This is a genomic window from Pseudomonas synxantha, assembly GCF_900105675.1.
Classification (GTDB): Bacteria; Pseudomonadota; Gammaproteobacteria; order Pseudomonadales; family Pseudomonadaceae; genus Aquipseudomonas; species Aquipseudomonas synxantha.
In genome coordinates this window covers 1,999,175-2,016,091 of the sequence record NZ_LT629786.1, presented here as the reverse complement: position 1 = coordinate 2,016,091, position 16,917 = coordinate 1,999,175, and the positions used below count along the sequence as shown (strand labels likewise).

17 protein-coding genes and 1 pseudogene are annotated in these 16,917 nt (G+C 60.5%); 10 read left to right on the top strand and 8 right to left on the bottom strand.

The genetic code is table 11. The features are described from left to right. Positions 1 to 198: 198 nt before the first annotated feature. A complete protein-coding gene (gene pvdQ / locus BLU48_RS09585) occupies positions 199 to 2,478 on the bottom strand; it encodes a bifunctional acylase PvdQ (protein ID WP_057024012.1) in 2,280 nt (759 codons plus the stop codon). Between the two features lie 236 nt (positions 2,479 to 2,714). Between pvdQ and BLU48_RS09580 the strand changes: the two genes are divergently transcribed. Continuing rightward, positions 2,715 to 3,095, top strand: coding sequence for a hypothetical protein (locus tag BLU48_RS09580; protein ID WP_057024013.1), 381 nt, complete (start codon positions 2,715 to 2,717; stop codon positions 3,093 to 3,095). 1 nt (position 3,096) lies between these two features. On the opposite strand, the gene BLU48_RS09575 is transcribed toward BLU48_RS09580, so the two are convergent. From BLU48_RS09575 to BLU48_RS09550, 6 genes are all read right to left on the bottom strand, one after another. Next, on the bottom strand, positions 3,097 to 3,291 hold the full coding sequence (locus BLU48_RS09575) for a hypothetical protein (RefSeq protein WP_043047691.1): 195 nt from the start codon (positions 3,289 to 3,291) through the stop codon (positions 3,097 to 3,099). A 117-nt stretch (positions 3,292 to 3,408) separates the two neighbouring features. Then, positions 3,409 to 4,158 (bottom strand): ABC transporter permease, encoded by a 750-nt coding sequence (locus BLU48_RS09570; protein WP_164484852.1) that lies wholly within the window; start codon positions 4,156 to 4,158, stop codon positions 3,409 to 3,411. A 17-nt stretch (positions 4,159 to 4,175) separates the two neighbouring features. Continuing rightward, positions 4,176 to 5,375: an ABC transporter substrate-binding protein gene (locus BLU48_RS09565; protein ID WP_057024015.1), complete on the bottom strand. Its 1,200-nt coding sequence runs from the start codon at positions 5,373 to 5,375 to the stop codon at positions 4,176 to 4,178. Next, positions 5,362 to 6,165, bottom strand: a complete 804-nt coding sequence (locus BLU48_RS09560) for an ABC transporter ATP-binding protein (protein WP_057024016.1) — start codon at positions 6,163 to 6,165, stop codon at positions 5,362 to 5,364. The genes BLU48_RS09565 and BLU48_RS09560 overlap by 14 nt, the downstream gene beginning before the upstream one ends. Then, positions 6,162 to 7,223, bottom strand: a complete 1,062-nt coding sequence (locus tag BLU48_RS09555) for an acyl-CoA dehydrogenase family protein (protein ID WP_057012623.1) — start codon at positions 7,221 to 7,223, stop codon at positions 6,162 to 6,164. The genes BLU48_RS09560 and BLU48_RS09555 overlap by 4 nt, the downstream gene beginning before the upstream one ends. A 40-nt stretch (positions 7,224 to 7,263) precedes the next feature. Beyond that, on the bottom strand, positions 7,264 to 7,824 hold the full coding sequence (locus tag BLU48_RS09550; protein ID WP_043047696.1) for a carboxymuconolactone decarboxylase family protein: 561 nt from the start codon (positions 7,822 to 7,824) through the stop codon (positions 7,264 to 7,266). Positions 7,825 to 7,927: 103 nt separating this feature from the next. On the opposite strand from BLU48_RS09550, the gene BLU48_RS09545 reads away from it, so the two are divergent. Further along, positions 7,928 to 8,833: an AraC family transcriptional regulator gene (locus BLU48_RS09545; RefSeq protein ID WP_057024017.1), complete on the top strand. Its 906-nt coding sequence runs from the start codon at positions 7,928 to 7,930 to the stop codon at positions 8,831 to 8,833. On the opposite strand, the gene BLU48_RS09540 is transcribed toward BLU48_RS09545, so the two are convergent. Then, positions 8,830 to 9,741, bottom strand: coding sequence for a LysR family transcriptional regulator (locus tag BLU48_RS09540; protein ID WP_057024018.1), 912 nt, complete (start codon positions 9,739 to 9,741; stop codon positions 8,830 to 8,832). The two genes, BLU48_RS09545 and BLU48_RS09540, sit on opposite strands and share 4 nt — an antisense overlap. A gap of 115 nt (positions 9,742 to 9,856) precedes the next feature. Between BLU48_RS09540 and BLU48_RS09535 the strand changes: the two genes are divergently transcribed. The 8 genes and pseudogenes from BLU48_RS09535 (at position 9,857) to BLU48_RS09505 (ending at position 16,532) form a co-directional block, all read left to right on the top strand. After that, positions 9,857 to 10,852: an aldo/keto reductase gene (locus BLU48_RS09535; protein ID WP_057024019.1), complete on the top strand. Its 996-nt coding sequence runs from the start codon at positions 9,857 to 9,859 to the stop codon at positions 10,850 to 10,852. 135 nt (positions 10,853 to 10,987) lie between these two features. Beyond that, positions 10,988 to 12,121: pseudogene (locus tag BLU48_RS32645) on the top strand (HAMP domain-containing protein); the annotation flags it as partial. A 15-nt stretch (positions 12,122 to 12,136) separates the two neighbouring features. Further along, complete coding sequence (locus BLU48_RS32640) at positions 12,137 to 12,982, top strand: methyl-accepting chemotaxis protein (RefSeq protein WP_371851108.1); 846 nt, start codon at positions 12,137 to 12,139, stop codon at positions 12,980 to 12,982. An 89-nt stretch (positions 12,983 to 13,071) separates the two neighbouring features. After that, positions 13,072 to 13,530 (top strand): SRPBCC family protein, encoded by a 459-nt coding sequence (locus BLU48_RS09525; protein ID WP_057024021.1) that lies wholly within the window; start codon positions 13,072 to 13,074, stop codon positions 13,528 to 13,530. An 82-nt stretch (positions 13,531 to 13,612) separates the two neighbouring features. After that, positions 13,613 to 14,059 carry a DUF411 domain-containing protein gene (locus BLU48_RS09520; protein WP_057024022.1) on the top strand — a complete coding sequence of 149 codons (447 nt, stop codon included), beginning with the start codon at positions 13,613 to 13,615 and terminating at the stop codon, positions 14,057 to 14,059. Positions 14,060 to 14,062: 3 nt separating this feature from the next. Next, positions 14,063 to 14,506 carry a YqaA family protein gene (locus BLU48_RS09515; protein WP_057024023.1) on the top strand — a complete coding sequence of 148 codons (444 nt, stop codon included), beginning with the start codon at positions 14,063 to 14,065 and terminating at the stop codon, positions 14,504 to 14,506. Positions 14,507 to 14,551: 45 nt separating this feature from the next. Beyond that, positions 14,552 to 15,553: an alpha/beta fold hydrolase gene (locus BLU48_RS09510; protein ID WP_057024024.1), complete on the top strand. Its 1,002-nt coding sequence runs from the start codon at positions 14,552 to 14,554 to the stop codon at positions 15,551 to 15,553. 25 nt (positions 15,554 to 15,578) lie between these two features. Then, positions 15,579 to 16,532, top strand: coding sequence for a D-2-hydroxyacid dehydrogenase family protein (locus BLU48_RS09505; protein WP_057024025.1), 954 nt, complete (start codon positions 15,579 to 15,581; stop codon positions 16,530 to 16,532). The last annotated feature ends 385 nt before the right edge of the window (positions 16,533 to 16,917 follow it).

The window sequence follows — 16,917 nt, the reverse complement described above, 5'->3', positions numbered from 1 at the left end:
CTTGCTGCTGACATTCACCGCATACAAACTTGAGTGGGCTATGTGAAGCTTGCCTCTACTCTAAATCATTGAATACATTGAAGTTTTTAATGCTTCATTGCGTTCGATGGGCGCCATTATGTACTCATTTGCCTATGCCTGCAACCCCTTGATTTCAAAAAATATTCTGCCTTGGCATCAAGGGGTTGCATGCCTGCCCTACTCCTTCACTGCCTGGACTTGGTACTGTGGATCGGCCTTGATCTGGGCGTCAGTGAACGGCAGTGGGCGCAGTTTTTTCTCGGAGAAGGCTTGGGTCTGGTCCTTTGAGTAGTTGGACGCTGGGTTGCTGGATTCGGAAAACGCCAGCACGCCTACCGCGTTGGGACCTTTGTCGTCGAAGGTGACGATTTGCAGGTAGCTGGTGCCGCTGACGACTTCGCGTTTGCCGTCGGCGCGGGGCACGGTTTGCATGGCGTTGTAGATACCCAGTTCCTGCGGGCCGCCGTGGATGGGGATTTGGCCGGAGACTTGGATATCGCCCCAGCGCTTCAGGCCAAGCTTGTTGACCTCTGCACTGGAGGCCAACATGGCTTCACGCAGGGCCTTGGCAACGGGGGCGCGGTCGATGGCGAGGCCGGTTGGGGTGGTCAGAGGGCGGGCCGGGTCGAAGGCCACGCGCCAGGCGTCGGGGATTTGCTGCAGGTGCTGCATCAGGTTGATGAAGTGCACCAGGCCCACGCCGCTGTCGAGGTTGGCGTGCTGGTCCCAGTCTTTCAGGCTGGCACACAGCGGTTGTAGCGCAGCGGCGTCGGCGCCCAGGTGTTTGGCGCAGAACGCCAGCAGGTCGGGCATGACTTGGCCCGCCAGATACACCTGGTTGTCCATGACCATGTTTTGCAGGTCTGCAACGCTGATGGGGTGTTTGTCCAGGGACTGCAGGCGTTGGATGGCAAAGCGGGCGCGTGGGCCGAGGCCGATGTTGTCCTGGCTGATCACCGGCGAGAAGCCTGTCAACGGCGCCTTGGGGTTGGCCATCCAGGCGGAATCGTTAGAGTGCTGCACATAGTCGGTGCGCTGCAGCTGTGGCAACTGGTCGGCCGGGAAGATGCCGGCCTGGGCAGCGCGCGGGTCGATGTCCCAGGCGCAGGCGCTGTGAGCGCCGTCGAGCATGATCATTTGCAGGCCGGCCCGCGGGTCGCTGCATTGGGCGAGCTTGGCGGCGCTGACGTTGGGCACCACCGACAGGTTCATGTACAGGCTTTGGCCCTGGTCATCGGCGGCCAGGGTATTGACCCAGGGAATGCCTTGCAGGGTGTGTACCGAGGTTTGCAGTTCCTTGAGGCTGCCGGCGCGGTTCATGGCGTACCACTGTTGCAGCACCCGGTCGTTACCCAGGTTGGCATCGCGCAGGCTGAAGGCGTAGTGGCTGTCCCAGTCGAGCTTGCCCGGCCATTGCACAACGGGGCCGAACTGCGAACTGTAGACCGTATGGGTCACGTCCTTGAGGCTGCCGTCAGCTTGCTTGACCTGCACCGTCACGGTCGTCTTGTCCAGGGGGATGGAGTTGCCGTCCAGCAGGTAACGGGTGGAGTCCTTGGGATCGAGGGTCAGGCGGTACAGGGTGAAATGCTTGGACGTATCCACGGTATGCGTCCACGCCACATGCTGGTTGAAACCGATATTTACCACCGGCAGGCCCGGCAAGGCAGCGCCCATCACATCCAGCTGCCCGGGGATGGTCAGGTGCATCTCGTAAAAGCGCATGCCGCCTACCCAGGGGAAGTGCGGGTTGGCCAGCAGCATGCCACGGCCATTGAAGGAACGGTCACGGCCGACGGCGACGGCATTGCTGCCTCGGTCCAGGGTGAAGCGCTGCTGGCTGGCGGCGGCCAGTTCAAAGGCTTTGGCACTGGGTTGCACACTGGCGATGGCTTGAGGCGGTGTAGCCCCCACCAAGGCTTCGGCGAATTGGCCGACACCCCCTTCCGCCAATAGCCTGCGGGTCAACTTCACAAGATCTTCAACCACCAATGGCCGAACCCAGGCTGCCTGGCATTGTGCCGGGGCGCCCTGCTCCTTGAGATAACGGTTATAGCCGGCCACGTAGCCTTGGATGCGCTGTTGCAGCTCCGGGGTTTGCGCTTTCCAGAAGGAGGCCACCGCTTCGGGGTTATTCAGCCAGGCGAAGAACACATCGCTGGCGAGGTTGTTGCGCTCTTCCAGGGTGGCTTGTTCCGGGCCGAAAAACTTGGCGCGCTCGCCATTGACCGTCACTATTTCATTAGCCAGCAAGCACAAGTTGTCCTGGGCATAGGCGTACCCGATACCAACTCCCAGGCCACGCTCATCGTTAGCGCGAATATGCGGTACACCGTAACTGGTACGGCGGATATCCGCCGACGCCTGCGTTACTGGTTCCCGTGCCGATGCGGCCAGGCTCACCCCCAGCAACAGCCCTGCCACACCTACCCTGGACAACCCGTTGGAAATAATCACACCGACTCCACAGTCAAATTGAACACCCTTACGAGGGATGGTTACCCCACCGTAAGAACGCGAATAGCCAGGAGTAATTTAGTCGGCAGAGACGATTATCAGTGGCGGTCGAGGTGTGTCCAATCCGATACCGACAAATTTTCTACATCCACCGTTTCATGATTTGCGCCCCTCGTTCGTCTTATTACTTAAGAGCGCCATCTTTTTCTGATCCGGCTCTGAAAAGGAGTTTATGCATGTATAACCCGCAAGTGCCCACGGATGGACATTCACCGACTGCCGATTCCAGCTTCGGCAATAGCACACAAGCGTTCGGCAAGCTGCCCGAACAGCAGGGCAACCAGCGCATCCGCCATTTGCTCAAGTGTTTCGGTTTGCGCACCAGCCTGATTCGGCTGAAGGTCATCGACGCCCTCCTCACCGCTGCCGACAACCAGCGCACGCTGGGGGTGCGGGGTGTGCACAGCCATTTGCTGGAGCTGGGCATCCCGTTGTCGTTTCTCAGTGTGCGAGAGGTGCTCAAGCGTCTGTGCAGCGAGGGCGTGATCACATTGAATGCCGACAAGAGCTACAGCCTCCATGAAGAGGCTGCCAAAGTGCTCGAGGATCGGGCCTGACTCAGAAGTTGGGCTTGACCTTGCGGCGCATGATGCCGTTGATCACCACGACCACCACGGCAATCGCAATGGCCAGGTACTGGAAAGTTTTTTCGCTGATCACCCCGATATTCTGCAGGTAGGACAGGCCAAACATCGACGCCAGCACTACCAGGGAAATCAGGATCGAATATTTCAAGCGTTGCTTTTGGGTCATGACGGGTTCCTGGACCTTGGATATGTAACAAGATTACTTCCCCGTAGACGCGAACAAGCTCGATCCTACAGGGAGGGTTATGTTACAGCCGATGATTCGCTTTGGCTCCCTTGGCGTTCAACTCGCGTGCACCCATCGCTGATGCAGCCATCGCGCAAACGCATCCAGGGCAAACCCCAGCAACCCGATTAACACAACCATCGCCATCAATTCCGAATACGCAAGGCGGTCGCGGGTATCGAGGATGTAATAGCCAAGCCCTGCACTGACCCCAAGCATTTCGCATGGCACCAGTACGATCCACAAGATGCCAATTGCCAGGCGCACGCCAGTCAGCACATGCCCGACCACGCCCGGAATGATGACCCGGCGCAGCGTTTCCCAACGTGTGGCACTCAAGCTTTTACTCAACTGCAACCAGCGCGGGTCCAGCTGACGCACGCCAGCTGCGGTGTTGAGCATGATCGGCCATACGGCAGCGAAGGCCAGCAGGAAGTAGATGGGCTGGTCCCCTACCCCCATCAGCATCACCACGATAGGCATCCAGGACAGTGGCGAGATCATCCGCAGAAACTGGAAGGCCGGTGTAGTCGCCGCCTCCAGGTTACGCGAACTGCCTACCAGCAGCCCCAAGGGTACGCCCACCAACAGCGCCAGGAACAACCCTACAACGATACGCTTGAGGCTCACCGCGATATGCAGATACAACTCGCTGCGCCCAAGCAATTCCCATAGGCTGCTGGCGGTGGACGCCAGGGAAAAGCGCGCCGACAAACCATCGGCCTCGCCAAACACCTTCACCCCCAGCCACCACAACACCAACAAGCCTGCCAAGCCACTGATACCGAGCAGCCAACCTGGCCACACGACGGTTTTGCCGTTGTTCAAACGCCAATCTCCTCGTGCCGCTCATAACCGTCCGGCAAGCCGAACGTCTTCATGCCACCCACTGCTTCGATCGCATGACGGACGAAACGGTCGTCCACCAGATCCTTGGCGACGAAGGCCGGATCAAGGTCGGCGAGAAATTTCTTGTCGCCTTCGATCAGCGTGTCTTTCAGGCGCCTGACCAGTTCCTCGGTATAGCTGGGGAATGGGTAAGGCTGGAAGTCGATGCGGTGTTCGTCCCAATTGGCGTGCTGGATCGCACCGTCCGCGAGGTAGCCAGCGCGGTCGCTGGCAGCCGGGGCCAGGACTTTGCTCAACACCGGCTCGGCATGTGGCGTGTAACGGTTCGGGCCGTCCTTGGACAACAACTTCACCGCCTCTTCGCGGTTGTCCCGGGTCCATACCTGGGCCTTGACGATGGCGTTCACTACCTTCTGCGACCACTCCGGGCGGTTGGTCAGGTCATGTTCGTGCATGAACACTACGCAGCACGCGTGGTTGCGCCAGACGTCGCCAGTAAAGCGCTGCACACGACCGACCTTGAGGTTCTCCGCCAGGGCATTGAACGGCTCGGCGACGATGTAGCCGTCGATGCGCTTGCTGGCCAGCGCAGGCGGCATGTCCGACGGCGGCAATACGATCAGGTTGACTTCATTGGCGGCAATCGCGCCGCCGGTCGCACGGCTGACCGGCGTGAGGCCATTGTCGCGGAACAGTTGCTGCACCACCACGTTATGGATCGAATACCAGAACGGAATAGCCACCGACTTGCCGCCCAATTGCTTCACGTCGGTGATACCTGGCGATACGGTCAAGCCCGAACCGCCGACATGGTTCCACGCCACGACCTTGGCCGGCACCTTGCTGCCGTAGCGCGCCCACACGGTCATCGGCGACAGCAGGTGAATCACGTTGACCTGGCCCGAAATAAACGCCTCGATCACCTGGGCCCAACTACGTAGCAGTACCGGGCGTTCAGCCTTGATGCCTTCGGCTTCGAACAGGCCATTATTGTGCGCAACCAGCAGCGGCGTGGCGTCGGTGATCGGCAAGTAACCGATGCGTACCGGCGCGTCAGGCTCATTGGCGGCACGGGCCTGCAGGCTGCTCAACAGCGGCAAGGCGCCGGCAGCACTGAGCACGGCAGACAGTTTGAGAAAGTCACGGCGCGAGTGGGTCAAGTCATCCAGACACATGGCTAAGCTCCTGTTGTTCCAAGGGGTTGGGTTGAGTGCGGCTCGCCTGCCGTAAGGTTTTAAGAATATCGATACGCAGCGCGCCGATGGCCTCGACCTGTTCATCTCGCGGTTGTGGCAGGTCAATATGCCATTCGCCCAGGGTCCGCGCCGGGCGGTTGCCCAGGAGTAGGATGCGGTCGGACAGCAGCAGTGCCTCATCGATATCGTGGGTGATCAGTACCGCCGCCGAACCTTGCTCACGATTGACCTTGAGCAACAGGTGCTGCATATCGGCGCGGGTCACTTCATCCAACGCGCCGAAGGGCTCATCGAGGAGCAACACCTGGGGCTGACGCGCCAGGCAGCGGGCCAGCGCCGTGCGCTGAGCCATGCCGCCGGACAGCTGCGCAGGGAACTGTTGCCGCGCATGCTCCAGGCCAACGGCGGCAATCGCACGGTCGACGCGGTGGCGTCGCTCTTCTGTGGCCAGGTGCGGCTGGCGGGCGAAATCCAGGCCGAAAGCCACATTCTTTTCCAGGTTCAACCATGGCAACAGGCTCGGGTCTTGAAACGCCACCGCCACCCTGGGATGGGGACCGCGCAGTGGCTCGCCCAAGACCTGCACACTGCCACCCTGGGCCACCTGCAAACCGGCAAGCACGCGCAACAGGCTGGATTTTCCCACGCCGCTGGGACCGAGGATCGATACCACTTCGCCCGGTTGCAGCTGCAAGTCGAAGCCTTGCAGCACCGGCCCGCTGGCATACCCCAGGCAAATTCCCTGGGCCGTCATGACCGCATGGCTCATAGCTGGCCCTGGCGATGCAACTCGGTGCGCAATTGCACCAGGCTTGGCGTCACAATTGGCACGAACGCCGATTCGCGCCAGCGCCGGGCAAAGCCGCTGCCATGTGCGGTCAGGTAAGCCTTGCCACCGCTGGCTTGCAGCTCAAGCTGCACGGCGCCGGCGGCCGTTTCGGCCAGGGCGATACGCAATTTGAACAAGGGCACAGGGTCGGCGGCGAAGCGCCCGGCCAGCAAGCCAGCCTTGAGCTCGGTGACCAGATGATCCAGCGTCAGGCGCAATGCTTCCAACTCTTCACGCAATACCGTACGACTAGCGCCCAGGTGGTGGGCCACCTCAGCCAGTGAACGGCGGGCCAGGCCAATCGACATGCCGCACTGCAAGCCCAGGAACGCCGGGCGCACGGCCGGCAGGAACTTGCGCGCATCTTCATGCAGCAACCAGTCGCGGCTCAACTCCACGCCTTCCAGGCCAAGCGCTGCGGTATTGCTTGATTGCAGCCCGAGCAGCTCCAGGTCTCGGGAACGCTGCAAGCCTGCCACCGAATCCGGGATCGCCAGGATAAACGGCGTGCCGCCTCCTGCATGCTCAATGGCCGCTGCCGCGACAAACCCGTTCTTGCGCAGGTTGGTCACCCAATGCAAGCGACCATTGAGCGTCCACCCATGCTCGTTGGGCTCGGCGCTGATCTGCAACGCCTCGATGCCCGATATGAACTTCATTGCATTCGACAGCCCGGTTGCCCCGGCCAACTTGCCACTGAGCAGGTCCGGCATCAGCTGCTCGCGCAACCGTTCATTCGGGCTCTGCAACAAATACTCGATAAACGAGCGCTGGCCCCAGCATACAAACGCAGCCGCCAGGGAATGGCTGGCAACATTGGCAATGGCCTCGACCGCACCTGCCACATCACCGCCCAGGCCGCCCAATTGGGTGGGCACGCCGATTTTCAGAATATTGGCCTCTGCCAGGCGTGGCAGCACTTCCTGTGGATCGCAACTGCCCACGTCCAGGGCCTGCGCTTGAACATCGAGCCAACGGCTCAAGATTGGGTCAAGCATTCATGTATCTCCTTATTACAGCAGGTGGACCAAGGCCGCTTCAGCTTGCCGGTTTTTCCCAACGGTATTGCGCCAGCTCCGGGTTCAGCGGGGTGCGGGCAAACACGTTGGCGAAGTTGCACAGGGTTGCCAGGCTCACGCCCAAGATGACTTCCAGCGCGTGCCCGTCGGTGTAGCCCGCAGCGCGGAACGCCTCAAAGCCGGCATCACTGACATCACCACGAGTGGCGATCACTTCCCGGGTAAAAGCGGCGAGTGTCTCATAGCGAGCGTCCGGTAGCTCACCACGCCGGCGCAAGGCCTCGATCACGTCTTCAGGCAGCTTGGCTTTGTTGCGCGCCACGGCAGTGTGACCGGCCACGCAGAAATCGCAGCCATGGCTGGTGGCGGCAATCAGTTGCACCACTTCGCGGTCGGCCAGGCTCAGTTCTGCCTTGGCGTTCAAGCCGGAGACGGTGATATAGGTCTCAAGCGCAGCCGGTGCGTTGGCCAGGACGCCCAGCAGATTCGGGATAAAACCCGAGCCTTTCAGCGCGTTTTCAAGGAAGGGCCTGGCCGCTTCCGGGGCGGTTTCGGGGGTCAGTAACGGTACGCGGGACATGGCGAGGTCTCCTAGTGGGATCTAATGCCCCAGTCTGTTGGTTCTAAAAAAATCGCTCAATAGGCTAAAGTAGCGATTACTTGCTCTTGAGTCTTTCCATTAGATGAATTCGTCCAATGTTCTTGTCGACTGGTTATTAGATAGCCTCGAACTCAACACCAGTCTGTTTCACGTGGGTCGCTATTGTGGCGACTGGCACGCAAGCACCCACGGCCTGGCCCAGGCGAGCTTCCATTTGATTGTGCAGGGTGAGTGCTGGCTGCATATCGACGGCGATCCAACGCCTCAGCACTTGAATAATGGTGACGCGGTGTTTCTGTTGCGCGACTTTGCTTATCGACTGTCCGGGGACGCCACGGCAGCCGGCGCCCAGGAATGCCCACGCCGTCCGATGCAGGCCCTGGACAGCAACGCCACGGATGGTGTGGGATTAGTCTGCGGTTTCTTTCATTTCCAATCCGGCCTGTCGACGCTGATTGTCGATACCCTGCCCAGCTGGATCATCCTGCGTGCCGGCGATCCGTCGCTGACCGCTGCACGCAATCTTTTCGAGTTGATCCTGCAAGAGTGCAACCGCACGCCCGCGCCCTCTTCGGCATTGCTGGAACGCCTGTGCCACTTGCTGTTCCTGTATGTACTGCGCCAGCAGGTCATCGATAACACTGGACTGGGCGGCCTGGCGGCGCTGGGCCGCACACCTGCATTCGCGCAGTTGCTGGAACAACTGATCGCACGCCCAGCCGAGCCCTGGACCCTCGAAGACATGGCTGCCTGCGCCGGGCTGTCACGTTCGGCATTTTTCAAACGCTTCAATGAACTGTGCGGCCAGTCACCGGGCCAGGTGCTGCTGATGATCCGTATGCGTCACGCCTGCCAGCTGTTCAAGCGAGACCAGACCGTCGCCCAGGTGTCGCTGGCGGTAGGCTACCAATCGGTGGCGGCCTTTACACGGGCGTTTCATAAAGTCACCGGGCAGCAGCCTGGCGCCTATCGCAGGGCGCAGGCCTAGCGTTGCAACCCCGTGCCTGGGCGAGCACACAGCTGCACCAGCCAATCGACAAACACACGCACCCGCTGTGACAGCTGGCGGTGTGGCGGGTACAGCGCGGTCAACGCCATTTTCGGCACGGCCAGCTGCGGCAGCACCTGCACCAAGGTGCCCGCCGCTAGCTGGCGCATGGCGTGGTAATGCGGCGCCTGGATCAGCCCGTAGCCGGCCTCGCACGCGGCGAAATAACCGTCGGAACTGTTGACAGCGATGCGTTTCGGCAAGTGGACCTGACGCAGCTCGGTGCCGATCTGGAACTCCAGGCCAAAGCGTTTGCCGCTGGCGCTGGAGAGGTATTCGACCATCTGATGCCGGCCGAGGTCATCCAGGCTGCTGGGCATGCCCATGTGTTCAAGGTAGTTGGGGCTGGCCAGGGTCAACTGATCCATCATCGCCAGCGGCCGCGCCACCAGCGATTCATCCAGGGCCGGGCCGCCGCGCAAGACGCAATCGACTCCCTCGCGGATCAAATCCACCGGGCGGTCGTTAAGGCCGATTTCCAGCTCGATCTGCGGGTACAGCGCAGTGAACGTAGGCAATGCTGGGATCACGATCAGGCGACCGATGCCCGAGGGCATATCAATGCTCAGCGTGCCACGGGGGTTCTGGCGCCGAGCGGAAAATACCGCCTCCGTTTCTTCCAGGTCGGCCAGCAATTGCACACAGCGTTGGTAGTAGGCGGCGCCGTCCAGGGTCGGGCTGACTTGGCGCGTGGTGCGCTGCAACAGTTGAACACCGAGGTGCGCTTCCAGTTGCTTGATCAGAACCGTCGCCGAGGCGCGGGGCACTTGCAGGCTGTCGGCGGCCTTGGCAAACCCGCCCAACTCCACGATTCGGGTAAACACGCGCATGGCGTTGAATCGGTCCAAAGGGCGCTTCCTCAGGGGATTATTTAGATATTGCGAATACTGATAGCGTTTCTAACCGGTTTATCCCGTTTTTGTCGAGCGTCACACTGTGCCTTCACCTTCAGGAGCAACTGCCATGCACACACGTCAACTCGGTAAAAACGGCCCCCTTGTTTCCGCCATCGGCCTTGGCTGCATGGGCATGAGCGATTTCTATAGTCCCGGCATTGATACCCGTGAAGCCACCGCAACCTTGCACCGGGCCTTGGAATTAGGCGTCAACTTCCTCGACACCGCCGACATATATGGCCCTCATACCAATGAACAACTGATTGGCAAAGCCATTGCCGGCAAGCGCAACCAGGTGTTCCTGGCCAGCAAGTTCGGCATCGTCCGCGATCCGACGAACCCGGCACTGCGCGGCGTGAATGGCCGGCCCGACTACATCCGCGACGCCATCAACGGCACGTTGCAGCGCTTGGGCGTGGAAACCCTGGACCTGTACTACCAGCACCGCATCGATCCGGAGGTAGCCATTGAGGAAACCGTCGGCGCCATGGCCGAGCTGGTGACGCAGGGCAAGGTGCGCTACCTGGGCCTGAGCGAAGCATCGGCCGCGACATTGGAGCGGGCACATAAAGTCCACCCCATCAGTGCCCTGCAAAGCGAGTATTCGCTATGGAGCCGTGACCAGGAAGACAACGGCTGCCTCGCCGCCTGCCGGCGCCTGGGCATCGCATTCGTGCCATACAGCCCCCTCGGCCGCGGCTTTCTCACCGGAGCACTGAAAAGCCCGGATGATTTCGGCGCGAACGATTATCGCCGCTTCAACCCGCGCTTCCAGGGTGAGAATTTCGCGAAAAACCTGCAATTGGTGCATCAGGTTCAAACTCTGGCGGCAGACAAAGGCGTCACGGCTGGGCAGTTGGCATTGGCATGGGTAATGGCCCAGGGTGACTACATTGTCCCAATTCCAGGGACCAAGCAGCGCAAATACCTGGAAGAGAACGTAGCAGGTGCATCGATCCTCCTCACCCCGGCTGAATTGGCGGCGCTGGATGCCATGTTCCCCAGCCATGCAACCGCGGGCTTGCGCTACCCTCAGGAAGTCATGGCGATGTTAGATATCTAATCGTGTGGGCGCCGTTCGGCGGCGCCTTCAGCTTCTTGTACCCAGGTACCTAAAGCTCCTCCCAGCCAAGCCGATAGCCCTACGAAGCTGTAAAAAAGCCGCGTCGACAATAACGCTTCGTAAGGACGACCCCCCATGCCCCCACTGCGCTCGATCCAAGCCCGCTACACCCTGTTCCTGGTGCTATTCGTCCTGGTGTTATTCGTATTGACCGTGGTCGGTATCGGCCAGTTGGTCGCCCCCAAGCTGCAGCACACCGAAGAACAGGTGGTGCTCAACCGCGTGTCCGAAGTGGCCGAACAGATCCAGGGCGAATTGAACAAGGTCCAGGCCCAGCAACGTAGCATCACCCAGACCATTCCCCTGCTCGACAGCGATGCAATCGACAAGGTCTTACCTGGCCTGGTGGATCAATACGGCGAGCTGAAAGTATTTGGCGGCGGTATCTGGCCGTTGCCCAATCAGCGGACACCGGGGCGCAACAAGCACAGCACCTTCTGGCACCGCGATGCCTCCGGCAAGCTGGTGGTCAACACCTTCTGGAACAGCGACCCTGCCCCCAACTATTACGACCAGAGCTGGTACAAGGGCGGCCTCGCCTCCCCACGCGGCCAATGTGCCTGGGCCGCCGCCTACAAGGATGATGCCAGCCAGGAGCCGCGCACCAACTGCGCCATGGCGATCCAGCGTGACGGCGCGGCCTATGGCGTGGCCACCATCGACGTGACCCTGGGTTTCTTCAACGAGCTGGTGGCCAGCAAGGAAAAAGACATCGGCGGGCAAATGCTGATCGTCGAGGCCGATGGCAAGATCATCAGCAACAGCACCCGTTTGAGTAGCCCGGTAGTGTTGAAGAACATCAGCGAACTGACCGGCACCTCGGCCTTCGCCGCGCAGGTCAGCAAAGCCCTGGCCCATCGCGACCAGGGGCCGCAACGCAGTGAATTCGACAACCAGGGCGTGGCCAGCACCTTCTACATGCGTGCCATCGAGGGCACGCCGTGGTTCCTCGCCACCGCCCTGCCCACCTCGCTGATCACCGCCCAGCGTAATGATGTGCTCGGCAGCCTGGCCCTGGTGCAGATCCCCATGGTGTTACTGCTGGTGCTGCTGGCCGCCTATGCCATCCGCCAACTGGTGCAGCGCATGAAAACGCTGAAAACCAATATTGACGCCCTCTCTACCGGCGACGCCGACCTGACGCGACGCATCACCATCCGGGCCGAAGACGAGTTGGGCGCTATCGGCCACTCGGTGAACCGCTTTATCGTTTACCTGCAAAACATGATCGGCGAAGTGACCCAAGCCACTGGCGCCATGTCGTCCGGGCTTGAGCAGTTGCAACGAACATCAGCCCATACCAACCAGATCCTGGTCAGGCATGCCTCGGAAACCGACCAGACCGTCACCGCCATCACCGAAATGAGCTCCACCGCCGACACCGTGGCGCAAAACGCCGCCGAGACCGCCTCGTTCACCCAGCGTGCAAACGAACATGCCGACCGCTCCCGGGTGGTGGTGGGTGAAGCGTCCACCAGCGTCAGCGCGTTGATCGGTGAAGTAGCCAGCGCCACCCACACCGTGGAAAACATGCGCCAGGATGCCGCACGCATTACCGAAACCCTCGGCGTGATCGGCGCCATTGCCGGCCAGACCAACCTGCTGGCGCTCAACGCTGCGATTGAAGCGGCGCGGGCCGGCGAGCAAGGCCGGGGTTTTGCCGTGGTAGCCGACGAAGTGCGCGCACTGGCAGCCCGCACCCAGGCCAGCACCTCGCAGATCAACGAGATGCTGGCACGCCTGACCACCGGCGTGAGTTCCTCGGTCGCCGCCATGGAAAACACCCAAGCCAGTTGCCAATCAGCAGCGGACGCCACGGCGCGGGTCAATACCGGCCTGGATGAGATGGCCGGTTCGGTCAGCCATATCAACAACCTCAGCACCCAGATCGCTACGGCCGCCGAGCAGCAAAGTGCGGTGACCGAGGAGATCAACCGCAGCATGGTGCAGATCCGCCATATGGTCGATGAACTGGTACAAAGCGGGCATACCACGCAAATCAATACCCAGAGCCTGCTGGAGGCCAATGGCCGGGTGATCAGTTTGATGGGGCGCTTTAAAGTGCGCTGATCAATGCTCCGAATACTCCCGTGCTAAGCACGGGAGTCGACTATCCTGAGAGCTCCCAGTGTTATAACCCGCCACACAGGAGGTGTGCCATGCATGCGACTGAGCATTCGATCCGCTTGGAGCGGATCAGTCAGGAGCGCTTCATCCAGGCACCTATCGATAGCGTCTACGCCTATGTGACCCAGCCCGACCGCTGGCACGAATGGCACCCCACCTCTCTCAATGCCGACACTGGCACCACCGGCTCAGTGCAGGTCGGTGCGCGTTTTACTGAAACCATTGACTTGCTGGGCATACGCGTCCCCATGAGTTACCGCGTGCAAATCGCCCGTTGTCCCAATGAGTTCAAGGCCGTGTTTACCTCATTGGCTGTGGACGGTGATATCCATTATTTCCTGCAACCTCATCGTAACGGCACACTGTTCAAGCGCGTACTGACATATGAGACCGAGTTGCAACTCGCGACCTTGCACGAAAACATTGCCAAGCTGTCCGCCATCGCGCTGGATCAGCTCAAGTGCCGCCTGGAAAGCCCCGGCTTCGTATAATTTAGAAACATTACTGCGTCGCCCCGATGCGAAAAACAGGGAGAATGCCCGGTTTATTGCCGCGCTTTCAGTGAGACCCACGATGAAAAACCCATTGCGACTGGCCCTGCTCTCCTGCGTCCTGCTCTCCACCCTGGCCCAGGCCGCGGACCTGATCCCCATCGATGTGCACCGCGACGCCAACTGCGGCTGCTGCAAAAAGTGGATCAGCTACTTGCAGAGCAACGGTTTCAAGGTCAATGACCATGTCGAAGCAGACATGAGCGCAGTCAAGCAACGCCTGGGCGTCGCCCCACGCCTGGGTTCATGCCATACCGCAGTGATCGACGGCAAATTCGTCGAAGGCCATGTGCCCGCCGAGCAAGTGCTGGCCCTGCGCAACCGCAATGACCTGCTGGGCCTCGCCGCGCCGGGCATGCCCCTGGGCTCGCCAGGCATGGAAGTGGAGGGTCGCAGCGAGGCGTATCAAGTCATCGGCCTGACCCGTGACGGTAAAGACGTAGTAGTGGCCGAGTACCCGGCACACTGACCGGTGCTGATGGGTTACCTGGGGCTGTTCGCCGCGGCATTCGGCGCCGCGACATTACTGCCCTTGCAATCGGAAGCGGTGCTGGTCGGCCTGCTGCTCAGTGGGCATTATCACCTGTGGCTGTTGCTGGGTATCGCCACCCTGGGCAACGTGCTGGGTTCGGCGGTCAACTGGCTGCTGGGGCGTTCGGTGGAGCGCTTCAAGGAGCGGCGCTGGTTTCCGGTAAGTGCCAGGCAATTGGACAAAGCTCGCAGGCATTACTCGCGCTGGGGGCATTGGACGTTATTGCTCAGTTGGATGCCCATTGTCGGCGATCCGCTGACCTTGGTGGCTGGGGTGATGCGTGAACCGCTGTGGCGTTTCTTATTGCTGGTCACCCTGGCCAAAGGCGTACGTTATGGGGTGCTCGCAGCGCTGACCCTGCAGTGGGTGTTAATCCCCAGTTAATCTCTTCCAAAGAGCATCCGGTCATCTCTCTTGGAGCTGGAACCCATGCCTTTTATCCGTGCGTTGTGCGTCGCTGGCCTGTTGTCAGGCGCTGCCGCTCCCGTGTTCGCCGCCACTTATGGCCCCGAGCTGCAAGGGTTTCAATACCCTTATCCGCTGGAGCATTTCACCTTCCAGTCCCAAGGCAAATCCCTGCAAATGGGCTACATGGACGTCCCCCCCAAAGGCATAGCCAACGGGCGCAGTGTGGTGCTGATGCACGGCAAGAACTTCTGCGGTGCCACCTGGGAAGGTTCGATCAAGGCCTTGAGCGACGCCGGTTACCGCGTGATCGCGCCGGACCAGATCGGCTTCTGCACTTCCAGCAAACCCGACCACTACCAGTACAGCTTCCAGCAACTGGCGACCAACACCCACCAATTGCTGGAAAAACTCGGCATCCAGAAGGCCACGGTGATCGGCCACTCCACCGGCGGCATGCTCGCCACCCGTTATGCGCTGATGTACCCCACCCAAACCGAGCAGCTTGGGCTGGTGAATCCTATCGGCCTGGAAGACTGGAAAGCCCTGGGCGTGCCCTACCAGAGCGTCGACCAGTGGTATCAGCGTGAGTTGAAGATGAGCGCCGACGGCGTGCGCAAATATGAGCGCGACACCTATTACGTCGGACGCTGGAAACCCGAATACGAGCGCTGGGTGGATATGCTCGTCGGCCTGAACAAGGGCCCGGGGCACACCCAGGTCGCCTGGAACTCGGCGTTGATCTACGACATGATCTTCACCCAGCCGGTGTACTACGAATTCAAGGACTTGCAGGTGCCCACCTTGCTGCTGATCGGCACCAGCGACACCACCGCCATCGGCAAAGATGTCGCGCCGCCGGCGGTCAAGGCCAGGATTGGCAATTACCAAGTGCTGGGCAAGCAGGTGGCCAAGCTGATTCCCCACGCCACCCTGGTGGAATTCCCAGGCTTGGGCCATGCGCCACAGATGGAAGAGCCGGAGCAGTTTCATAAAGCGCTGTTGCAGGGTATGAAAACCCTTTGATCCAACCTTTGCGAGGCACGCGTAAATGTCGGTACAGATTGCAGTGATGGATGATTGGCAGAATGTAGCCAGGGGTGTGGTGGATTGGTCGGTTCTGGACGCCGTGGGCCAAGTGCATTTTCTCCACGATTACCCCGCCGACACCGCCACGATGGTCGAGCGTCTGCAGGGCTTCGACGTGATTTGTGTGATGCGCGAACGCTCAACCTTCGACAAGGCGCTGCTGCAAGGCCTGCCGACGCTCAAATTGCTGGTGACCGGCGGCATGCGCAATGCGGCTATCGACATTCCCGCCGCCATGGCCCTGGGTATCCAGGTGTGCGGCACCGACAGCTACAAACACGCGGCACCGGAACTGACTTGGGCGTTGATCATGGCTTGCACGCGCAATCTGCTTGCCGAAGCCAACTCGCTACGCGCAGGCGGCTGGCAGGTTGGCCTGGGCGGCGATCTGCATGGCAAGACCTTGGCAATCCTCGGCCTGGGCAGTATCGGCCAGAAGGTCGCCCGCTTCGGCCAGGTGTTCGGCATGCGGGTGATAGCCTGGAGTGAGAATCTCACGCCGCAGCGGGCGGCAGAATCTGGGGTCACCTGGGTCAGCAAGCGCGAACTGTTCGAGCAGGCCGATATCCTGAGCATTCATTTAGTGCTCAGTGAACGCAGCCGTGGCTTGGTGGATACCCAGGCGTTGGGCTGGATGAAACCGACGGCGCGCCTGGTCAACACCGCACGCGGGCCGATTGTGGACGAGCAGGCCCTAGTGCAGGCGCTGAGCAGCGGTCGCCTGGCCGGAGCGGCGCTGGACGTATACGCCGAGGAACCGCTGCCCGCTGACCATCCGTTGCGCAGCTTGCCCAACGTGCTGGCGACGCCCCATATCGGGTATGTGAGCGAGCAGAATTACCGGCAGTTCTATCAGCAGATGATTGAGGATATCCAGGCCTGGGCCAATGGTGTGCCCGTTCGTATACTCGGTTGACGCACCAAATCAGTGCGAGCGCCGTGCTTGGCCTGCTCCTGTAGGAGCAACCTTGCTCGCGAAAGCCGTCAATGATAACGCGCGACATTCAAGGTGTGCGCGGCGCTCTTGAATGCTTCGCGAGTAAGCTCGCTCCTTCAGAGATAGGAGGCTAATCGCCAGCAGCCTAAGCTTAAAAGATTTTTGTCCTACAAAATCCCGCTGAAAACCCTACAGGCGCTGGGATCTGTCCTAGACTGATGACCGATGGGTCCGTTCCAAAACAAAAACCCCGCAAAAAATCGAAACTTTCGAACTCTGCCGCAGGTCCAGTTTTAGGTAAGGACGAGCATACGCGTCTCACGCCAAATGCCCGTCCATCCAATCTTTTTTAGCCTGAGCCGCA